21 protein-coding genes and 1 tRNA gene are annotated in these 18509 nt (G+C 57.1%); 3 read left to right on the top strand and 19 right to left on the bottom strand.

Annotated features, from left to right (window positions below; all coding sequences use genetic code 11):
- Positions 1–7: 7 nt before the first annotated feature.
- The 12 genes from rlmN to trmJ form a co-directional block, all read right to left on the bottom strand.
- Positions 8–1150: a 23S rRNA (adenine(2503)-C(2))-methyltransferase RlmN gene (rlmN, locus tag F8N43_RS09260; RefSeq protein WP_150638954.1), complete on the bottom strand. Its 1143-nt coding sequence runs from the start codon at positions 1148–1150 to the stop codon at positions 8–10.
- 28 nt (positions 1151–1178) lie between these two features.
- Entirely contained in the window at positions 1179–1604 is a 426-nt protein-coding gene (gene ndk, locus F8N43_RS09255; RefSeq protein WP_007916882.1) for a nucleoside-diphosphate kinase, read from the bottom strand.
- A gap of 88 nt (positions 1605–1692) precedes the next feature.
- Positions 1693–1893 carry a Fe-S cluster assembly protein IscX gene (iscX, locus tag F8N43_RS09250; RefSeq protein ID WP_017123703.1) on the bottom strand — a complete coding sequence of 67 codons (201 nt, stop codon included), beginning with the start codon at positions 1891–1893 and terminating at the stop codon, positions 1693–1695.
- A gap of 14 nt (positions 1894–1907) precedes the next feature.
- Positions 1908–2249, bottom strand: coding sequence for an ISC system 2Fe-2S type ferredoxin (gene fdx / locus F8N43_RS09245; RefSeq protein WP_008014719.1), 342 nt, complete (start codon positions 2247–2249; stop codon positions 1908–1910).
- On the bottom strand, positions 2249–4114 hold the full coding sequence (gene hscA, locus F8N43_RS09240) for a Fe-S protein assembly chaperone HscA (protein WP_150653671.1): 1866 nt from the start codon (positions 4112–4114) through the stop codon (positions 2249–2251). The genes fdx and hscA overlap by 1 nt, the downstream gene beginning before the upstream one ends.
- Positions 4115–4165: 51 nt before the next feature.
- Positions 4166–4687, bottom strand: a complete 522-nt coding sequence (gene hscB, locus F8N43_RS09235; protein ID WP_150631962.1) for a co-chaperone HscB — start codon at positions 4685–4687, stop codon at positions 4166–4168.
- 8 nt (positions 4688–4695) lie between these two features.
- Positions 4696–5019 carry an iron-sulfur cluster assembly protein IscA gene (iscA, locus tag F8N43_RS09230; protein ID WP_007903589.1) on the bottom strand — a complete coding sequence of 108 codons (324 nt, stop codon included), beginning with the start codon at positions 5017–5019 and terminating at the stop codon, positions 4696–4698.
- A 28-nt stretch (positions 5020–5047) separates the two neighbouring features.
- The gene (gene iscU / locus F8N43_RS09225) at positions 5048–5434 is read right to left on the bottom strand and encodes a Fe-S cluster assembly scaffold IscU (protein ID WP_003443374.1); all 387 of its coding nucleotides are present in this window, start codon (positions 5432–5434) and stop codon (positions 5048–5050) included.
- An 85-nt stretch (positions 5435–5519) separates the two neighbouring features.
- Positions 5520–6734 carry an IscS subfamily cysteine desulfurase gene (locus F8N43_RS09220; protein ID WP_150631953.1) on the bottom strand — a complete coding sequence of 405 codons (1215 nt, stop codon included), beginning with the start codon at positions 6732–6734 and terminating at the stop codon, positions 5520–5522.
- A 50-nt stretch (positions 6735–6784) separates the two neighbouring features.
- Positions 6785–7276, bottom strand: a complete 492-nt coding sequence (gene iscR, locus F8N43_RS09215) for a Fe-S cluster assembly transcriptional regulator IscR (protein WP_007903581.1) — start codon at positions 7274–7276, stop codon at positions 6785–6787.
- 264 nt (positions 7277–7540) lie between these two features.
- Positions 7541–8317, bottom strand: coding sequence for a serine O-acetyltransferase (gene cysE, locus F8N43_RS09210; RefSeq protein ID WP_150653670.1), 777 nt, complete (start codon positions 8315–8317; stop codon positions 7541–7543).
- A 2-nt stretch (positions 8318–8319) separates the two neighbouring features.
- On the bottom strand, positions 8320–9090 hold the full coding sequence (gene trmJ / locus F8N43_RS09205; protein WP_008045111.1) for a tRNA (cytosine(32)/uridine(32)-2'-O)-methyltransferase TrmJ: 771 nt from the start codon (positions 9088–9090) through the stop codon (positions 8320–8322).
- Positions 9091–9236: 146 nt separating this feature from the next.
- Between trmJ and suhB the strand changes: the two genes are divergently transcribed.
- Complete coding sequence (gene suhB / locus F8N43_RS09200; RefSeq protein WP_008014726.1) at positions 9237–10055, top strand: inositol-phosphate phosphatase; 819 nt, start codon at positions 9237–9239, stop codon at positions 10053–10055.
- 247 nt (positions 10056–10302) lie between these two features.
- On the opposite strand, the gene F8N43_RS09190 is transcribed toward suhB, so the two are convergent.
- From F8N43_RS09190 to queA, 6 genes are all read right to left on the bottom strand, one after another.
- The gene (locus F8N43_RS09190) at positions 10303–10851 is read right to left on the bottom strand and encodes a glycine zipper 2TM domain-containing protein (protein WP_150631951.1); all 549 of its coding nucleotides are present in this window, start codon (positions 10849–10851) and stop codon (positions 10303–10305) included.
- A gap of 120 nt (positions 10852–10971) precedes the next feature.
- Complete coding sequence (gene secF, locus F8N43_RS09185; protein WP_150631950.1) at positions 10972–11886, bottom strand: protein translocase subunit SecF; 915 nt, start codon at positions 11884–11886, stop codon at positions 10972–10974.
- Between the two features lie 9 nt (positions 11887–11895).
- Entirely contained in the window at positions 11896–13764 is a 1869-nt protein-coding gene (gene secD / locus F8N43_RS09180; protein WP_150653669.1) for a protein translocase subunit SecD, read from the bottom strand.
- Positions 13765–13827: 63 nt separating this feature from the next.
- On the bottom strand, positions 13828–14166 hold the full coding sequence (yajC, locus tag F8N43_RS09175) for a preprotein translocase subunit YajC (RefSeq protein ID WP_007916913.1): 339 nt from the start codon (positions 14164–14166) through the stop codon (positions 13828–13830).
- A 43-nt stretch (positions 14167–14209) separates the two neighbouring features.
- Positions 14210–15325: a tRNA guanosine(34) transglycosylase Tgt gene (gene tgt / locus F8N43_RS09170; protein ID WP_170219133.1), complete on the bottom strand. Its 1116-nt coding sequence runs from the start codon at positions 15323–15325 to the stop codon at positions 14210–14212.
- A gap of 14 nt (positions 15326–15339) precedes the next feature.
- Positions 15340–16389, bottom strand: a complete 1050-nt coding sequence (queA, locus tag F8N43_RS09165; protein WP_150638960.1) for a tRNA preQ1(34) S-adenosylmethionine ribosyltransferase-isomerase QueA — start codon at positions 16387–16389, stop codon at positions 15340–15342.
- A gap of 107 nt (positions 16390–16496) precedes the next feature.
- Between queA and F8N43_RS09160 the strand changes: the two genes are divergently transcribed.
- Together F8N43_RS09160 and F8N43_RS09155 are read left to right on the top strand one after the other, a co-directional pair.
- Positions 16497–16581, top strand: a tRNA-Leu gene (locus F8N43_RS09160).
- Between the two features lie 149 nt (positions 16582–16730).
- Complete coding sequence (locus tag F8N43_RS09155; protein WP_150653668.1) at positions 16731–17060, top strand: hypothetical protein; 330 nt, start codon at positions 16731–16733, stop codon at positions 17058–17060.
- Between the two features lie 325 nt (positions 17061–17385).
- Here the strand turns inward: F8N43_RS09155 and F8N43_RS09150 are convergent, their stop codons facing one another.
- Positions 17386–18378, bottom strand: a complete 993-nt coding sequence (locus F8N43_RS09150; protein WP_150653667.1) for a hypothetical protein — start codon at positions 18376–18378, stop codon at positions 17386–17388.
- Between the last annotated feature and the right edge of the window lie 131 nt (positions 18379–18509).

Below are 18509 nucleotides of genomic sequence, written 5' to 3'. Positions count from 1 at the left end.
TCTTGAATTATTTCGCAGCGTTCTGCGCCATATCGCTGTCAGCGCTCAACTCGCGCACGGCGATATAACGTTCACTGCGACGGGTGCGATCCAGCACCTGCCCTACCAATTGGCCACACGCGGCATCGATGTCTTCACCGCGGGTGGTGCGTACGGTGACATTGAAGCCGGCATGGTGAAGCTGATCCTGGAAACGGCGAATCGCGTTGTTGCTCGGACGCTCGTAACCGGAATGCGGGAACGGGTTGAACGGAATCAGGTTGATCTTGCACGGGATGTTCTTGAGCAGCTCGATCATCTCAACGGCATGTTCAACCTTGTCGTTGATGTCTTTGAGCAAGGTGTACTCGATGGTCAGCACGCGCTTTTCGCCCAGCGACGACATGTAGCGCTGGCACGACTCGAGCAACATCTTAAGCGGATACTTCTTGTTGATCGGCACCAATTGGTTACGCAATGCGTCGTTCGGTGCGTGCAGGGACAACGCCAGGGAGACGTCGATGTGCTTGGACAGCTCATCGATCATCGGCACCACGCCGGAGGTCGACAGGGTCACACGGCGCTTGGAAATGCCGTAACCCAGGTCGTCCATCATCAGATGCATGGCCGCAACGACGTTGTCGAAGTTCAGCAGCGGCTCGCCCATGCCCATCATCACCACGTTGGTGATGGCACGGTCGGCAGTTGCCGGGATGCTGCCGAACGATTTATTGGCAATCCACACCTGACCGATGACTTCGGCGGCGGTGAGGTTGCTGTTGAAACCTTGCTTGCCGGTGGAGCAGAAACTGCAATCCAGGGCACAGCCTGCCTGGGACGAAACGCACAGAGTGCCGCGTTTGCCCTGGGGAATGTAAACGGTCTCGACGCAGCTGCCGGATGCCACGCGCACCACCCACTTACGGGTGCCGTCGGTGGAAATGTCCTCGCTGACGACTTCAGGACCGCGAACTTCGGCAATAACCTTGAGCTTGTCGCGCAAGGCCTTGCTGACGTTCGTCATGGCGTCGAAATCATCGACGCCAAGGTGGTGAATCCATTTCATTACCTGACCGGCACGGAAACGCTTCTCCCCGATCGAGTCGAAGAATTTTTCCATTTCCTGTTGAGTCAGACCCAGCAGGTTGGTTTTTACAGTCGATGTAGTCATGGATTCACCTTCACTCTTAAGCCAATGCTTAGCGAGTGGTTACTTCAGTAGCTGCGAAGAAGTACGAGATTTCGCGAGCAGCAGCGGCTTCGGAGTCCGAACCGTGTACAGCGTTGGCATCGATGGAATCAGCGAAGTCAGCACGGATGGTGCCGGCAGCAGCTTCTTTAGGGTTGGTAGCGCCCATCAGCTCACGGTTCAGAGCGATAGCGTTTTCGCCTTCCAGAACCTGAACGACAACCGGACCGGAGATCATGAAAGCAACCAGGTCGCCGAAGAAACCACGAGCGCTGTGCTCAGCGTAGAAGCCTTCAGCTTCGGCTTTGGACAGTTGCTTCAGTTTCGAAGCTACAACGCGCAGGCCTGCTTTTTCGAAACGAGTGGTGATCTCGCCGATGACGTTTTTTGCAACAGCGTCAGGCTTGATGATGGAGAAAGTACGTTGAACAGCCATGGTGTAACTCCAGAAACGGTAATTTGTGAAAAATTAAACCCGCGAATTATACGCGGGTTCTTGGGTATTGCCTAACCTGCAGCGTGGCTCAGTCGCGTTCTTCGATCCAGTGGGCCTGAATGGCCTCCAGGATCTTTTCGCCACAATGTTCAGGCTTGTCGTCGAACTCGGGCAATTCCATCACCCATTTGCGCAGATCGACGAAGTTGACCGACATTGGGTCAACATCAGGCTTGCTTTCGGCCAGCTGGATTGCGATTTCCAGTACATCAGTCCACTTGAGACTCATGACAGTTCCTTGAATCAGTGCGGCGCTTCGGCGGCGTGGTTGAGCGAGTATTTCGGAATTTCGACGGTCAGGTCTTCGGTCCCGACGATCGCCTGACAGCCTAGACGCGATTGCGCTTCCAGACCCCAGGCCCGATCAAGAAAGTCTTCTTCCAGTTCATCCGCTTCTTCCAGCGAGTCAAAACCTTCGCGGATGATGCAGTGACAAGTAGTGCAGGCGCAGACGCCACCGCAGGCACTTTCCATCTCGATGTGGTGTTCATGGGCCAGCTCGAGAATGGAGATGCCGGGCTCAGCCTCGACAACCATGCCTTCCGGGCAGAACTTCTCGTGGGGCAGAAAAATGACCTGCGGCATCAGTTATCCTCGATTTCATTCAGGTTGCGCCCCGCCAGTGCGGCTTTCACCGTCGAGTCCAGGCGGCGGGCAGCAAAGGCGTCGGTCACTTGCGACAGACGCTTGGTCTGCTGCTCGATGGCGTAGCCATCGGTACCTTTCATCAGTTCGGTCAGTTCCTGCATCTGCAATTCGATGACCATGCGCTCTTCGGCGTCGAGCAAACGCTCGCCGTCAGCCTCGAGGGCGGCTTGCACCGCTTCGATCAGGCGCTGGGCATCGACTTGCTGTTCACGCAATACACGGGCGACCTTGTCGTCGTTGGCGTGCTGGAACGAATCCTTGAGCATTTTGGCGATTTCGCCGTCGGTCAGGCCGTAGGACGGCTTGACCTGGATGCTGGCTTCAACGCCCGAACCCAATTCACGGGCCGAGACGCTGAGCAGGCCGTCGGCGTCAACCTGGAAGGTCACGCGAATCTTTGCCGCACCGGCCACCATCGCCGGAATGCCGCGCAACTCGAAGCGCGCCAGGGAGCGGCAGTCGCTGATCAGCTCACGCTCGCCCTGCAATACGTGAATCGCCATGGCCGACTGACCATCTTTGTACGTGGTGAAGTCCTGGGCGCGAGCGACGGGGATGGTGGTGTTGCGCGGAATCACCTTCTCCATCAGGCCGCCCATGGTTTCCAGCCCCAGGGACAACGGAATCACGTCAAGCAACAACAGTTCGCCACCATCGCGCTTGTTGCCAGCCAAGGTATCGGCCTGGATCGCGGCACCGATGGCCACCACTTGATCCGGATCGATTTCGGTCAGCGGCTGGCGACCAAAGGCCTCGGCGACTGCTTCACGAACACGAGGGACGCGGGTCGAACCGCCGACCATGACCACGGCGTGCACTTCTTCCAGCTCGATACCGGAATCACGCACGGCGCGGCGACAGGCTTTCAGGCTGCGAGCAACCATTGGCTCGATCAGCGCATTGAACGCTTCGCGGGTCAGCTCGGCGTTCCAGTCGCCGTAAGCGACTTCTACGGCGCCAGCATTGGTCAGGGCTTCTTTGGCCGCGCAAGCGGTTTGCAGCAGATTGCGCTGCGCACCCGGATCGAGGTCGGCGGACAAACCGGCGCTCTCTATGATCCAGCCGGCAATCGCATGGTCGAAGTCATCGCCGCCCAGGGCGCTGTCGCCACCAGTGGCCAGCACTTCGAACACACCGCCGGTCAGGCGCAGAATAGAAATATCGAAGGTGCCGCCGCCCAGGTCATAAATCGCGACCAGACCTTCAGCGTGCTGATCCAGACCGTAGGCCACGGCAGCAGCGGTCGGCTCATTGAGCAAACGCAGCACGTTCAGGCCGGCCAGCTTGGCCGCGTCCTTGGTGGCTTGACGCTGAGCATCGTCGAAATAGGCCGGAACGGTGATCACCGCGCCAACCAGTTCGCCACCCAGAGTAGCCTCGGCGCGCTGACGCAGCACCTTGAGGATATCGGCGGAGACTTCGACCGGGCTTTTCGGCCCCTGAATGGTGTCGATGAACGGCATGTGCGACTCGCCGCCGACAAAGCGGTACGGCAGTTGATCGCCCAATTGCTTGACGTCGGACAGACCACGACCCATCAAGCGCTTGACCGACAGCACTGTGTTCAACGGATCGGCAGCGGCAGCCAGTTTGGCCGACTCGCCCACTTCGACGCGATCGGCGTGGTAGCGCACGGCAGACGGCAGAATGACCTGCCCGTCAGCGTCGGCCAGAGGCTCGGAAAGACCACTGCGCAATGCAGCGACCAGCGAATTGGTAGTGCCCAAGTCGATCCCCACAGCCAGACGACGCTGGTGCGGTTGAGGACTTTGGCCGGGTTCGGCGATCTGCAGTAGGGCCATCGTGATCAGGACTTATCTGTATATCAGGCGTGCGACCGGAGCGGCACTGGGTTAATCGTCGAGGCGCTCTTCTAACTGGCGCACTTCGTAGGTGAGCTTGTCGAGGAACTGCATGCGCCGCATCAGGCGTTCGGCCTGCTCGCGTTGCGCTGCATCGTTCCAACAGGCTGCGAAGCTTTGGTTCAGTTCATCCTGCGCGGTTTTCAGGCGACGCTTGAACACCGCAACACCGGCCAGATCAGCGCTGTCCTGCAGGTCTTCGAGCTCTTCACGCAGCGCCATCTGCTGCAGAAGAAACTCCGGATCATGCACCGTGACCTCCAGCGGCAGCTCGCCACCATTCAGAGCGAGCAGGTATCGCGCGCGCTTCGGGGGACTTTTGAGCGTCTGATAGGCCTCGTTGAGGCTCGCGGATTGCTCTAGCGCCAACCGCTGCTCGCGCTCGGAAGCGTCCGCAAAACGGTCCGGATGAACACTGCGCGCCAACTCACGGTAGCGCGTAGCCAGCTGGTCGAGATCCAGATTGAAACTCGGTTGCAGCTCAAATAAAGCGAAATGACAAGGAGTACCCACAAGAAGCCTCAGATGTTGAAGCTTTCGCCGCAGCCACATTCACCGCGTACGTTGGGGTTGTTGAACTTGAAGCCTTCGTTCAACCCTTCCTTGACGAAATCGAGCTCGGTGCCGTCCAGGTAGGCCAGGCTTTTAGGGTCGATGATCACTTTCTCGCCGTGACTTTCGAACACCTGATCCTCTGCAACCACCTCGTCGACAAACTCCAGCACGTAGGCAAGGCCGGAACAGCCTGTGGTGCGAACACCCAGACGAATCCCTTCACCTTTGCCGCGCCCGTTGAGGGAGCGTCGCACGTGTTGAGCAGCCGCTTCTGTCATGCTGATAGCCATCGGTGACTCCTTACTCGTCGCCAAAAATTCAGATCAAGCCTTTCTTCTGCTTGTAGTCGCGAACGGCCGCTTTGATAGCGTCTTCAGCAAGTACGGAGCAGTGAATTTTCACCGGCGGCAGGGCCAGTTCTTCGGCCAGCTGAGTGTTTTTGATGGTCTCTGCTTCATCCAGAGTCTTGCCTTTCATCCACTCGGTCGCCAGGGAGCTGGAGGCGATAGCCGAACCGCAACCGTAGGTCTTGAACTTGGCATCTTCGATGATGCCTTGCTCGTTGACCTTGATTTGCAGGCGCATCACGTCGCCGCACGCCGGAGCGCCGACCATGCCAGTGCCGACATCCGGGTCTTCCGCGTCCATCTTGCCGACGTTACGCGGGTTTTCGTAGTGGTCGATGACCTTTTCGCTGTAAGCCATGATTCTTAATCCTCACTCATCAGAGAGTCGCTCTTGAAGCCCTGGGAACCTGGGTTCGACAGGGCTGGTTTGCGGCGACTTGAAATCAGTGTGCCGCCCACTCGATTTTCGAAATGTCGACACCGTCTTTGTACATGTCCCACAGCGGCGACAGGGTGCGCAGCTTGGTAACGGCCTCGCAGACTTTCTGCGCGGCGTAGTCGATTTCTTCTTCGGTGGTGAAACGGCCGAAGGTGAAGCGGATCGAGCTGTGTGCCAGTTCGTCGTTGCGGCCCAGGGCGCGCAGTACGTACGAAGGCTCCAGCGAAGCCGAGGTGCAGGCCGAGCCGGACGAAACTGCCAGATCCTTGAGCGCCATGATCAGCGACTCGCCTTCAACATAGTTGAAGCTCAGGTTCAGGTTGTGCGGAACGCGGGCGGTCATGCTGCCGTTGACGTACAGCTCTTCCAGGTCTTCGACCTGCTTGAAGAAACGGTCGCTCAGGGCTTTGATACGCACGTTTTCGGCCGCCATGTCTTCCTTGGCTACGCGGAAGGCTTCGCCCATGCCGACGATCTGGTGGGTCGCCAGGGTGCCGGAACGCATGCCACGCTCGTGACCGCCGCCGTGCATGGTCGCTTCGATGCGCACACGCGGCTTGCGGCTGACGTACAGCGCGCCGATGCCTTTAGGGCCGTAGGTTTTGTGGGCGGAGAACGACATCATGTCGACTTTCAGCTTCTGCAGATCGATGTCGACCTTGCCGGTGGACTGAGCAGCGTCGACGTGGAACAGGATGCCCTTGGAACGGGTCAGTTCGCCGATGGCGGCGATGTCGTTGATGGTGCCGATTTCGTTGTTCACGTGCATGACCGAGACCAGGATGGTGTCGTCACGCAACGCTGCTTCGATCATCGCCGGCGTGATCAGGCCATCGGTCTGAGGCTCGAGGTAGGTTACTTCGAAGCCTTCACGCTCCAGTTGGCGCATGGTGTCGAGGACAGCCTTATGCTCAATCTTGGTGGTGATCAGGTGCTTGCCTTTGGTCGCATAGAAATGCGCCGCACCCTTGATTGCCAGGTTGTCGGATTCGGTAGCACCGGAGGTCCAGACGATTTCACGCGGGTCGGCGTTGACCAGGTCTGCGACCTGACGACGAGCGTTTTCGACCGACTCTTCAGCTTTCCAGCCGAACACGTGGGAACGGGACGCCGGGTTACCGAAGTTTCCGTCGACCAGCAGGCATTCACTCATTTTTTGCGCAACACGCGGATCAACCGGGGTGGTCGCAGAGTAATCAAGGTAAATCGGCAATTTCATGGACTATCTCCTAAATCAGGCTGGCTGGCGTGCCGTTAGCTCTCTGGCTGTCATTCGACGGCGGACGCTTCAATCTTGTCCAGGCGCGGCGCCTTGCTGTTGCAACGGCGCTGGTCCTGACGCTGGGCTACTTCTTGTACCTCACGGCGAGTGACAAGATCAGCCAAGCTGATACCGCTCAGAAATTCGTGGATCTGCAAGCTCAGGTCGCACCACAGGTGGTGGGTCAGGCAGGTGTCGCCTTGATGGCAATCCCCTTGGCCCTGGCACTTGGTGGCGTCGACCGATTCGTTTACCGCATCGATCACCTGGGCGACCTGGATGCCCTGCATGTCGCGGGACAGCTGGTAGCCGCCGCCCGGACCACGGACGCTGGACACCAGATTGCTGCGGCGCAATTTGGCGAAAAGCTGTTCGAGGTAGGACAGGGAGATGCCTTGGCGCTCGGAGATATCGGCCAGGGACACCGGCCCGTGCTGCGCGTGCAACGCCAGATCGAGCATGGCGGTCACGGCGTATCGGCCTTTTGTAGTCAGTCGCATGGACAATTACCACGGAGTTCGGAATGGGGCGAGTATGCAATTCCCGAGTATTTAAGTCAACTATAAGACCTAGTACTTTAGTCAGGTTTACCCGCAAAAGAGCGGCCGCATCATAACAAAGGCTGGCCTGTGACAGCCAGTAGTACCGCGTTATCGTTCATCGCGGGCCAGCCCGCCCCCACAGGGATCTCGTTGTTCACACAATCGGTGTTTCACCCGAGACCTTGTGGATGCGGGCTTGCCCGCGACTAAAGTCGACTCGGCCTAGCCGGCCTGGCTCTGATCCTTGTCCTTCACACACGCGAAGTCTTCTTCGCGCAGCTCAGGCAGATCTTTCGCACAGTAATTGCTGCCCAGATCCTTCAGCGCCCCGCACATCCCCTCCAGACGCCCATCAACCGCCTGCAAATGATCGAGCAACTGATTGATCGCGCGCGCCACCGGATCGGGCATGTCTTCGCCGACACCGTAGGCATCGAAACCGATCTTCTCGGCCATGGCCTTGCGCTTGGCGTCCTGCTCCTCATCGGATTTGACGATGATCCGCCCCGGAATGCCAACCACCGTCGCCCCGGCCGGCACAGCCTTGGTCACCACGGCATTGGAGCCCACCTTGGCCCCCGCCCCCACGGTGAACGGGCCGAGCACCTTGGCACCAGCACCCACCACAACGCCATCTTCCAGAGTCGGATGACGCTTACCTTTATTCCAACTGGTGCCACCGAGCGTCACACCTTGATAAAGCGTGACGTCGTTGCCGATTTCAGCGGTTTCACCGATGACAATGCCCATGCCATGGTCAATAAAGAACCGACGACCGACCTTGGCGCCCGGATGGATCTCGATCCCGGTCAACCAGCGGCCGAAGTTCGACACCAGCCGCGCCAGCCATTTCAGGTCCGCTCGCCACAACATCGAAGACAAACGATGAATCCAGATGGCGTGCATGCCCGGGTAGCAAGTCAGGACTTCAAAAGCGTTACGCGCCGCCGGGTCACGATGGAAAACACTCTGGATATCTTCACGCAAACGCTCGAACATTTTTAATCCTTCCGCTTTAGAAGCTCACCACGGGCCGCTTTCTGGGTTTCCGTGAGGATGCCACGCAATATATTCATTTCCGCCCGGCTGACCGAGCTTCGTCCGTACAACCGACGCAGGCGCGCCATCAAGTGCCGTGGTTTCTCGGGATCGAGGAATTCGATGGCGACCAGGGTTTGTTCCAGGTGCTCATAGAACCGTTCCAGCTCATCCATGGTCGCCAGCTCAGCGCTTTTGACCGATGCCACTTCTTCCTTCTCGACCTTGCTCGGCTGGCCTTGGGCCGCGAGCCAGGACATACGCACTTCATAGCTCAACACCTGCACCGCTGCCCCAAGGTTCAGCGAGCTGAACTCAGGGTCTGATGGGATGTGCACGTGATAATGACATCGCTGCAGCTCTTCATTGGTCAGGCCGGAATCTTCACGACCAAACACCAAGGCAATCTCGGCGCCCTGCCCTGCTTCCTCGACCACTTTCGTCCCGCATTCGCGAGGATCGAGGAGCGGCCAGGGAATACGCCGGTCACGAGCGCTGGTGCCGAGCACCAGATTGCAGCCGACCAAGGCATCTTCCAAGGTGGCGACGACTTGCGCGTTTTCAAGGATGTCGCCGGCACCGGAGGCGCGGGCATCGGCCTCGTGATGCGGGAACAACCTCGGTTCGACCAGCACCAGCCGCGACAGGCCCATGTTCTTCATGGCACGCGCAGCCCCGCCGATATTGCCGGGGTGGCTGGTATTGACCAGGACGACACGAATGTTATGCAGCACGGGAGGCGTTCTCGAACACAATAAAGGGGAGCCGAATCTTACAGCGCCTACTACCGTTAAGCTATGAAAGCGAACGCCGACCTTCTCCTGTAGAAAAGTTCTGATAGAATGCCCGGCTTTCTTTAACAACCTTAGGTGACACATCCATGCAGCCCATGCTGAATATCGCGCTGCGCGCCGCCCGCAGCGCCAGTGAATTGATCTTCCGCTCCATCGAGCGCCTGGATACCATCAAGGTCGACGAAAAAGACGCCAAGGATTACGTATCCGAGGTGGACCGCGCCGCTGAACAGAAAATCATCGACGCGCTGCGCAAGGCTTACCCGAATCACTCGATCATGGGTGAAGAAACCGGCATGCACGCCGGCACCGGGATCGAAGGCGAAGAATACCTGTGGATCATCGATCCACTGGATGGCACCACCAACTTCCTGCGCGGCATTCCTCATTTCGCTGTCAGCATCGCCTGCAAATACCGCGGTCGCCTGGAACACGCTGTTGTTCTGGACCCGGTTCGCCAGGAAGAATTCACCGCCAGCCGTGGTCGCGGCGCTCAACTGAACGGTCGTCGCCTGCGCGTCAGCGGTCGCACCAGCCTGGACGGCGCCCTGCTGGGTACCGGTTTCCCGTTCCGCGACGACCAGATGGACAACCTCGACAACTACCTGGGCATGTTCCGCGCCCTGGTTGGCCAGACTGCCGGCATCCGCCGCGCTGGCTCGGCGAGCCTGGACCTGGCCTATGTGGCTGCTGGCCGTTTCGACGCATTCTGGGAGTCGGGCCTGTCTGAGTGGGACATGGCTGCAGGCGCCCTGCTGATCCAGGAAGCCGGCGGTTTGGTGAGCGACTTCACCGGCGGTCACGATTTCCTTGAGAAAGGCCACATCGTTGCCGGCAACACCAAGTGCTTCAAGGCAGTGCTGACGGCGATCCAGCCGCACCTGCCGGCCTCGCTGAAGCGCTAAGCTTCCCGCGACAGAAAAAGCACCCTTCGGGGTGCTTTTTTTATGCCTGCAAATCCACCCTCAAGAACACTGTAGATCCCTGTGGGAGCGGGCTTGCCCGCGATAGCGGAGTGTCAGTCTATATTGATGGTGCAGTTGATGACGCCATCGCGGGCAAGCCCGCTCCCACAGGGGATTTGTGGTGACGCATGAATTCCGGGCACAAAAAAAGCACCCCAAAGGGTGCTTCTTTTTGAATCTGAGCGATTTACTGACCCTGCTGATTCTGCGACAGGATCAACTTACCTTCTTTATCCACCGGAATCTGGTTGCCCGGATCGCGATCCATCCGCACCTTGCCTTCCTTGCCGTCCAGCGAGTAACGGACGTCGTACCCAACAACCTTGTCGCTGATGTCATTCACGGTGTTACAGCGAGTTTGAGTCGTGGTGTAGGTGTCACGCTCCTGCATGCCTTCCTGGACCTTGTTGCCGGCATAACCACCACCGACCGCGCCCGCAACCGTGGCAATTTTCTTGCCGGTGCCACCGCCGATCTGGTTACCCAACAGACCACCTGCCAGCGCACCCACCACTGTACCGGCAATCTGGTGTTGATCTTTCACCGGCGCCTGCCGGGTCACTGCGACGTCCTTGCACACTTCACGTGGCGTTTTGATTTGTGTCTTGACCGGTTCAACGGCTAGAACTTGCGCATACTCAGGGCCGCTTTTAACCAGGCTGTAGGTGGCAACAGCACCCCCGGCAGTCACACCGACAGCACCCAATACCGCACCAACCAGCAACGACTTGTTCACATGAACCTCCTGACCATCACATGCGGAACATGTCCGCGCTTCTCCCAGCCTTGGAGCATAAAAAAAGGCGCGAGTTCAACTCGCGCCTTTTTCGGCTGACAGCTGGAAAAGCGATGGCCGTTATGGACGGTCGTCGACTTCCTTGTCAGTGGCCACAGGAGCAATCAGATCTTCGCTGCTCAGGTTCAGCCAGATCAGCACCACGTTAGCGATGTAGATCGACGAGTAAGTACCCGCCAGAACACCGATAAACAGGGCGATGGAGAAGCCGAACAGGTTGTCGCCACCGAAGAACAGCAGTGCCGCGATCGCCAGCAAGGTGGAGATCGAAGTCGCCATGGTCCGCAGCAGGGTTTGCGTGGTCGAGATGTTGATGTTCTCGATCAGGTTGGCCTTGCGCAGCACCCGGAAGTTCTCACGAACCCGGTCGAATACCACGATGGTGTCGTTGAGCGAGTAACCAATGATCGCCAGCACCGCCGCCAATACCGTCAGGTCGAAGGTGATCTGGAAGAACGACAGGATACCGATGGTCACGATCACGTCGTGGATCAAGGATACGATCGCACCGACCGCAAACTTCCACTGAAAGCGGAACGCCAGGTAGATCAGGATGCCGCCCAGCGCCATCAGCATGCCGAGGCCGCCCTGGTCGCGCAGCTCTTCACCGACCTGCGGGCCGACGAACTCGACGCGCTTGACCGTTGCCGGGTTGTCGCCGCCGACTTTCAGCAGCGCTTCCGCCACTTGATGACCCAGCTGCGGGTCTTCACCCGGCATGCGCACCAGCAAATCGGTAGTCGCACCGAAGCTCTGCACGATTGCCTCGTGATAACCCGAAGTCGCCAGTTGCTCACGCACCTTGGTGACATCGGCCGGACGCTCGTAGGTCAGCTCGATGAGCGTACCGCCGGTGAAGTCCAGGCCCCAGTTCATGCCCTTGGTGGCGACGCTGAACAGGGCCAGCACGGTAAGGAACAATGTGACGCCGAACGCAACGTTGCGAACGCCCATGAAGTTGATTGTACGTAACATGGCAGCCCCTTAAATCCACAACTTCTTGAAGTCACGACCGCCGAAGATCAGGTTGACCATCGCGCGGGTCACCATGATGGCCGTGAACATCGAGGTAAAGATCCCGAGGGACATGGTCACTGCGAAGCCTTTGACCGGGCCGGTGCCCATCGCAAAGAGAATCCCGCCGACCAACAGTGTTGTCAGGTTGGCGTCGAGAATCGCAGTAAATGCCCGGCCGAAGCCTTCGTTGATTGCCCGCTGTACGGTCATGCCCGCCGCGATCTCTTCACGAATCCGCGAGAAGATCAGCACGTTGGCGTCGACCGCCATACCCATGGTCAATACGATACCGGCGATACCCGGCAGGGTCAGCGTTGCACCCAGCAGCGACATCAGGGCCAGCAGCAGCACCATGTTCACCGCCAGCGCGACGGTGGCGATGATGCCGAAGAAGCGGTAGATGGCGATGATGAACAGCGAGACAAACAGCATGCCCCACAGCGATGCATCGATACCTTTGGTGATGTTGTCGGCACCCAGGCTCGGGCCAATTGTGCGCTCTTCAGCGAAGTACATCGGTGCAGCCAGACCACCGGCACGCAGCAACAGCGCCAGTTCGGACGACTCGCCCTGACCATTCAGGCCAGTGATGCGGAATTGAGCACCCAGCGGCGACTGAATGGTCGCCAGGCTGATGATCTTCTTCTCTTCCTTGAAGGTTTGAACCGGTACGTCTTTCTCGACGCCGTTAACCACTTGCTTGACGTAAGTGGTAACCGGACGTTGCTCGATGAAGATCACCGCCATGCTGCGACCGACGTTGCTGCGCGTCGCGCGGCTCATCAGTTCGCCACCGTGGCCATCCAGACGGATGTTCACTTCTGGCGTGCCTTGCTCACCGAAGCCAGCCTTGGCATCAGTCACCTGGTCACCGGTGATGATCAGGCCACGCTCGATCTGTGCCGGCGGACGATTGCCTTCACGGAACTCGAAAGTCTCGGAAGTGGCTTTCGAAGCGCCAGGCTCAGCCGCCAGACGGAACTCAAGGTTGGCCGTCTTGCCGAGGATACGCTTGGCTTCTGCGGTGTCCTGCACGCCCGGCAGCTCAACCACGATGCGGTTGGCGCCCTGACGCTGAACGATCGGTTCGGCAACACCCAGTTCGTTGACGCGGTTACGTACCGTGGTCAAGTTCTGCTTGATGGAGTATTCGCGGATTTCCGCCAGCTTGGCCGGGGTCATCGCCAGACGCAGCACCGCCTGACCATTGAGGTCGGCCGGAACAATGTCGAAATCGTTGAAGTTCTTGCGGATCAGTGCGCGGGCCTGTTCGCGGGAAGCTTCATCAGCGAAGCCCAGCTGGATGGCACCGTTGAGTTGCGGCAGGCTGCGATAGCGCAGTTTCTCTTTACGCAACAGGCTCTTTACATCGCCTTCGTACACTTTCAAACGTGCGTCGAGGGCTTTGTCCATGTCCACTTCCAGCAGGAAGTGCACACCACCGGACAAGTCCAGACCCAGCTTCATCGGGTGCGCGCCCAGGCTGCGCAACCATTGCGGGGTGGTTTGTGCCAGGTTCAGTGCAACGACGTAGTCATCACCCAATGCCTTGCGCACGACGTCTTTGGCCGGCAGCTGGTCTTCAGCCTTGGTCAGACGAATCAGACCGCCCTTGCCGTTGGCCGCCAGCGTGGCTGCCTTGACGTTGATCCCGGATTCCTTGAGCGCAGCGCTCACACGATCCAGATCAGCCTGATTGACTTGCAGCGCAGTGCTTGCACCGCTGACCTGAATGGCCGGGTCATCAGGATATAGATTGGGAGCGGAATAAATCAGACCGACCGCCAGCACCGCCAGGATCAGAATGTATTTCCACAGAGGGTATTTGTTCAGCATCACGCCGCCCGCTTATGACGCGGGGCGCCTTGCGCGCCCCGTCGATTGAGTAGAAGTTGAAACTTAGATCGCTTTCAGCGTGCCTTTTGGCAGCGTGGCGGCAATGGCGCCTTTCTGGAACTTCATTTCGACGGTGTCGGAAACTTCCAGAACCACGAAATCATCAGCCACTTTAGTGATCTTGCCGGCGATGCCGCCGGTGGTCACAACTTCGTCGCCTTTCTGCAGGCTGCTCAGCAGGTTCTTCTGCTCTTTGGCGCGCTTGGCCTGTGGACGCCAGATCATCAGGTAGAAGATGACCAGGAAACCGACCAGGAAAATCCACTCAAAACCGCCACCCATTGGGCCGGCAGCGGCCGGTGCAGCAGCGTCAGCCATGGCATTCGAGATAAAAAAGCTCATTTAGCACTCCAGTTGCAAATGTTGAATCTTGGGGTCAGAAAACTCAGTCCAAAGGCGGAACAGGTAACCCGCGTTTGGCGTAGAAGGCATCGACAAAGGCGGCCAATGTACCCTGTTGAATAGCCTCGCGCAAACCAGCCATAAGCACTTGATAATGACGCAAGTTATGGATGGTATTGAGCATGCTTCCCAGCATTTCGCCGCACTTGTCCAGATGATGCAGATAAGCGCGGGAGAAGTTCTGGCAGGTATAGCAATCGCAGGTCGGATCGAGCGGCGAATCATCATGGCGATGGAACGCGTTACGGATCTTCAGCACGCCAGTATCAATGAACAGATGCCCATTGCGGGCATTACGGGTTGGCATCACGCAATCGAACATGTCCACACCGCGGCGCACACCCTCAACCAGATCTTCCGGTTTGCCAACGCCCATAAGGTAACGAGGTTTGTCAGCCGGCATCTGGCCCGGCAGGTAATCCAGCACCTTGATCATCTCGTGCTTGGGCTCGCCCACCGACAGACCGCCAATGGCCAGGCCATCGAAACCGATCTGGTCGAGGCCTTCCAGCGAACGCATGCGCAGGTCCTGGTGCATGCCGCCCTGCACGATACCGAACAGCGCCGCCGTGTTGTCGCCATGGGCTTCTTTCGAACGCTTGGCCCAACGCAACGACAGCTCCATGGAAATGCGCGCGACGTCTTCGTCAGCCGGGTACGGCGTGCATTCGTCGAAAATCATCACAATGTCCGAGCCCAGGTCACGCTGGACCTGCATCGACTCTTCCGGACCCATGAACACTTTGGCGCCGTCCACCGGAGAAGCGAAGGTCACGCCCTCCTCCTTGATCTTGCGCATCGCGCCCAGGCTGAACACCTGGAAACCGCCAGAGTCTGTAAGAATCGGGCCTTTCCACTGCATGAAATCGTGCAGGTCGCCGTGCTTCTTGATCACTTCGGTGCCAGGACGCAGCCACAAGTGGAAGGTGTTGCCCAGAATGATTTCCGCGCCAGTGGCGGTGATATCCCGCGGCAACATGCCCTTCACGGTGCCGTAAGTACCGACCGGCATGAACGCCGGGGTCTCGACGGTACCGCGAGGGAAGGTCAAACGACCGCGACGAGCCTTGCCGTCAGTAGCAAGCAACTCAAACGACATACGACTTTGGCGACTCATTCTTTGTCCTCAGGGCCACGTGGTGCGGGATTACGGGTGATAAACATCGCATCACCGTAGCTGAAAAAGCGGTATTCATGCTCCACGGCGGCTTTATAAGCGGCCATGGCTTCGGGATAACCGGCGAACGCCGAAACCAGCATCAACAGCGTGGATTCGGGCAAATGAAAGTTGGTGACCAGGGCATCGACCACATGAAACGGCCGGCCCGGGTAGATAAAGATGTCGGTGTCGCCACTGAACGGCTTGAGCACGCCATCGCGCGCGGCGCTTTCCAGGGAACGCACGCTGGTGGTCCCCACCGCCACCACACGACCACCGCGAGCGCGACAAGCGGCGACGGCATCAACCACGTCCTGGCCGACTTCCAGCCATTCGCTGTGCATGTGATGGTCTTCGATCTTCTCGACCCGCACCGGCTGGAACGTACCCGCGCCCACGTGCAAGGTCACGAACGCGGTCTCGACGCCCTTGGCGGCAATCGCCTCCATCAGCGGCTGATCGAAATGCAACCCCGCCGTCGGCGCCGCCACCGCGCCCAGGCGCTGGGCGTACACCGTCTGATAACGCTCGCGGTCCGAGCCTTCATCCGGGCGGTCTATATAAGGAGGCAGCGGCATGTGCCCGACGCGGTCGAGCAGCGGCAACACCTCCTCGCTAAACCCCAGCTCGAACAACGCATCGTGACGCGCCAGCATCTCGGCCTCGCCACCGCCATCGATCAGGATCTTCGAACCCGGCTTCGGCGACTTGCTGGACCTCACATGGGCCAGCACGCGATGACTGTCGAGCACCCGCTCCACCAGGATTTCCAGCTTGCCGCCGGAAGCCTTCTGGCCAAACAGCCGCGCCGGAATCACCCGGGTATTGTTGAACACCATCAAATCGCCCGGGCGCAAATGCTCAAGCAAATCAGTGAATTGACGGTGCGCCAGGGCGCCGCTGACCCCATCCAGGGTCAACAGGCGACTGTTGCGACGCTCGGCCAAAGGGTGGCGAGCAATCAGCGAATCAGGGAGTTCGAAAGTAAAGTCAGCAACGCGCATGATGGGGTTCGTCTAGCAGGGGCCGGAAGTCTAGCCGAAATAGTGAAAATTCTCTATGTACCTGATTGACCGACGGTAATCTCATCTCTATACTTCGCCGCCATTGAGCCCTGATGGCGGAATTGGTAGACGCGGCGGATTCAAAATCCGTTTTCGAAAGGAGTGGGAGTTCGAGTCTCCCTCGGGGCACCAAAATTAAGAAAGGTCTTGCTTAGCAAGGCCTTTTTTTTCGCCTGTAGAAAAGCACCTGACACCCCGCCGACCTGTAAGAGCCGGCTTGCTGGCGATGCTTTTGATCTTATCGTTCTCGGTTGGTACGACAATTCTCAAGGATTCATCCCATGGAACTGCTGCTGGAAACTGTTGCTTTGTTCTGTCTGAAGCTGGCTTATGAGACCGAGGGATCGAGTCCGATTTTGCGGGATGATCCGATCATGAGTGATTATGAGCGGGAGGTTTTTGGGTTGTTGGTAAGGAGGGGGGATGTTGAGGGGATTCAGGGAAAAGTGGATGAATGCTTGGGTTTGGCGCTGAATGCTGTCGGCGGTATTGATTCCGTTCTGGGACGCGAACTGCATCGACTGGCAGCAAAACTCAGCATTGCGCAGGCGATGGAGCAATTTTACGTCCCGCTTGCTGCTCTCAAGGACTATTTGAAAGACATTCAATGAAACTCGCGCCACGCCCCACTCATCAATTCCCAACCTGCCTTAATTGAAATCATCGACTCCAGCCCCATCCAATATTGGACCTTATTTTTGTAAGAATAAAAGCAACACTGAAGAATATGAATATGACAGCGCATGCAAAAAACGACGCAGTAACACCAGCATCACAACCAGAAAATTCAACGTAAACAGCTTCCCCAACAAAAATATCGGGAACACTGATGCAGACACAATGGTGAGTGCAGCGAACAACATGCCCGAGCGCCCACTTGCTATAATCAGCCTCTTGCAATCCCCCCACCCGAACGCTCTTTCGATGTTGCTAATACTATAAAGTGCTTGTCCCCCGCCCCCATTGACCGCAAGTCATAAAGCTTTCTCCTCGAGAATAATAGTGACACTTCATTTTATTTTTACATCCTCTTTCTTGCTCATCCAAAAAATTCGCGTTAGCTATAAGATCCCTGCAGATACCAACATGGACATTTTCAGGTACATTTTCTAGCTCCAGAATACGCGACTTACCAGACACGATAAAATTATTTTCTGGATACTTAACGGCAAGAGCAACACTCCGATCAATACGTTCATCCAATATTTTTTGTATGGATGGATATATTAGTTTTTTGTTAATATTGTAAAACCCTTCAGATATATCATGAAAATCAAAGGGAACTTTTACAATTTCCTCAAGGAAAGAGCTTTGCTCCAAATCAAAATTTTCAGCCCCAGTAACAGCCGATATTCGGATAGAGGTTTCGACCTCCGCCCCTATTGCCAACTCAAGCCACTTATGAGTTAACTCTATCGCTAAGCCATGATTATTTGAAAATCGATTATCAAGAACAAGATTAAAAAAATAACCATGAGCAGCGTGAAGCTGAATGTGCTTGAAGCCTGAATCAACTGCGACTTTGGTAGCGGTTTCGAGTGATGCGAACTGCGCTCGGACATGGTCATCATCAAATTTTGATGCTACGTTTTTATAGTTCGTCAATTGCTCAAGTGGCGTTTTGGCTATAAAATTCTTTGCCCCAACGTAATTCTCCCAAGTTGTACTTAGCTGTATCCCTGGAAGGGTGCCTCTACTTGCAATAGCCTCCGCTACCTCACCCCAAATTGGATTTATTTCAATCCGTGGCGTATTGCTATTTGTACCAAATCCGCTGGGTATCGCCACATTACCCACGATAGCGCAATGGAGCCCTCTGCCACTTCTTTCAGAGTAGAAGTCTAAAAAACGTCTGTCAGGGGTTCCGTCTTTTGTATACCCTGTATTTACAGCAAGAAAAAAAACCCGCCTAACCACTTTGCTTTCCATATCGAATTTTATTTTTCTCTATTTTTTTATTGATCTCTACAGGCAAATCAATCTCCAGAATATTGGCAATTCTTATAAGGTAAATCATCGAATCTGCAATTTCCTCCTTAAGATTATCTTCAGCCGCAGGA

The organism is Pseudomonas fluorescens (assembly GCF_902498065.1).
GTDB classification, from domain to species: domain Bacteria; phylum Pseudomonadota; class Gammaproteobacteria; order Pseudomonadales; family Pseudomonadaceae; genus Aquipseudomonas; species Aquipseudomonas fluorescens_BJ.
This window is presented reverse-complemented; position numbering and strand designations above follow the sequence as displayed.

Bases quoted from the DNA above. Each gene is read 5' to 3' on its own strand.
- hscA (WP_150653671.1), bottom strand. From the start codon at position 4,114: ATGGCCCTACTGCAGATCGCCGAACCCGGCCAAAGTCCTCAACCGCAC.
- F8N43_RS09155 (WP_150653668.1), top strand. From the start codon at position 16,731: ATGGAACTGCTGCTGGAAACTGTTGCTTTGTTCTGTCTGAAGCTGGCT.
- iscR (WP_007903581.1), bottom strand. From the start codon at position 7,276: ATGCGACTGACTACAAAAGGCCGATACGCCGTGACCGCCATGCTCGAT.
- fdx (WP_008014719.1), bottom strand. From the start codon at position 2,249: ATGCCGCAGGTCATTTTTCTGCCCCACGAGAAGTTCTGCCCGGAAGGC.
- F8N43_RS09220 (WP_150631953.1), bottom strand. From the start codon at position 6,734: ATGAAATTGCCGATTTACCTTGATTACTCTGCGACCACCCCGGTTGAT.
- cysE (WP_150653670.1), bottom strand. From the start codon at position 8,317: ATGTTCGAGCGTTTGCGTGAAGATATCCAGAGTGTTTTCCATCGTGAC.
- secF (WP_150631950.1), bottom strand. From the start codon at position 11,886: ATGTTACGTACAATCAACTTCATGGGCGTTCGCAACGTTGCGTTCGGC.
- ndk (WP_007916882.1), bottom strand. From the start codon at position 1,604: ATGGCTGTTCAACGTACTTTCTCCATCATCAAGCCTGACGCTGTTGCA.
- F8N43_RS09150 (WP_150653667.1), bottom strand. From the start codon at position 18,378: ATGGAAAGCAAAGTGGTTAGGCGGGTTTTTTTTCTTGCTGTAAATACA.
- iscX (WP_017123703.1), bottom strand. From the start codon at position 1,893: ATGAGTCTCAAGTGGACTGATGTACTGGAAATCGCAATCCAGCTGGCC.
- tgt (WP_170219133.1), bottom strand. From the start codon at position 15,325: ATGTCGTTTGAGTTGCTTGCTACTGACGGCAAGGCTCGTCGCGGTCGT.
- suhB (WP_008014726.1), top strand. From the start codon at position 9,237: ATGCAGCCCATGCTGAATATCGCGCTGCGCGCCGCCCGCAGCGCCAGT.
- rlmN (WP_150638954.1), bottom strand. From the start codon at position 1,150: ATGACTACATCGACTGTAAAAACCAACCTGCTGGGTCTGACTCAACAG.
- queA (WP_150638960.1), bottom strand. From the start codon at position 16,389: ATGCGCGTTGCTGACTTTACTTTCGAACTCCCTGATTCGCTGATTGCT.
- iscU (WP_003443374.1), bottom strand. From the start codon at position 5,434: ATGGCTTACAGCGAAAAGGTCATCGACCACTACGAAAACCCGCGTAAC.
- yajC (WP_007916913.1), bottom strand. From the start codon at position 14,166: ATGAGCTTTTTTATCTCGAATGCCATGGCTGACGCTGCTGCACCGGCC.
- iscA (WP_007903589.1), bottom strand. From the start codon at position 5,019: ATGGCTATCAGCATGACAGAAGCGGCTGCTCAACACGTGCGACGCTCC.
- secD (WP_150653669.1), bottom strand. From the start codon at position 13,764: ATGCTGAACAAATACCCTCTGTGGAAATACATTCTGATCCTGGCGGTG.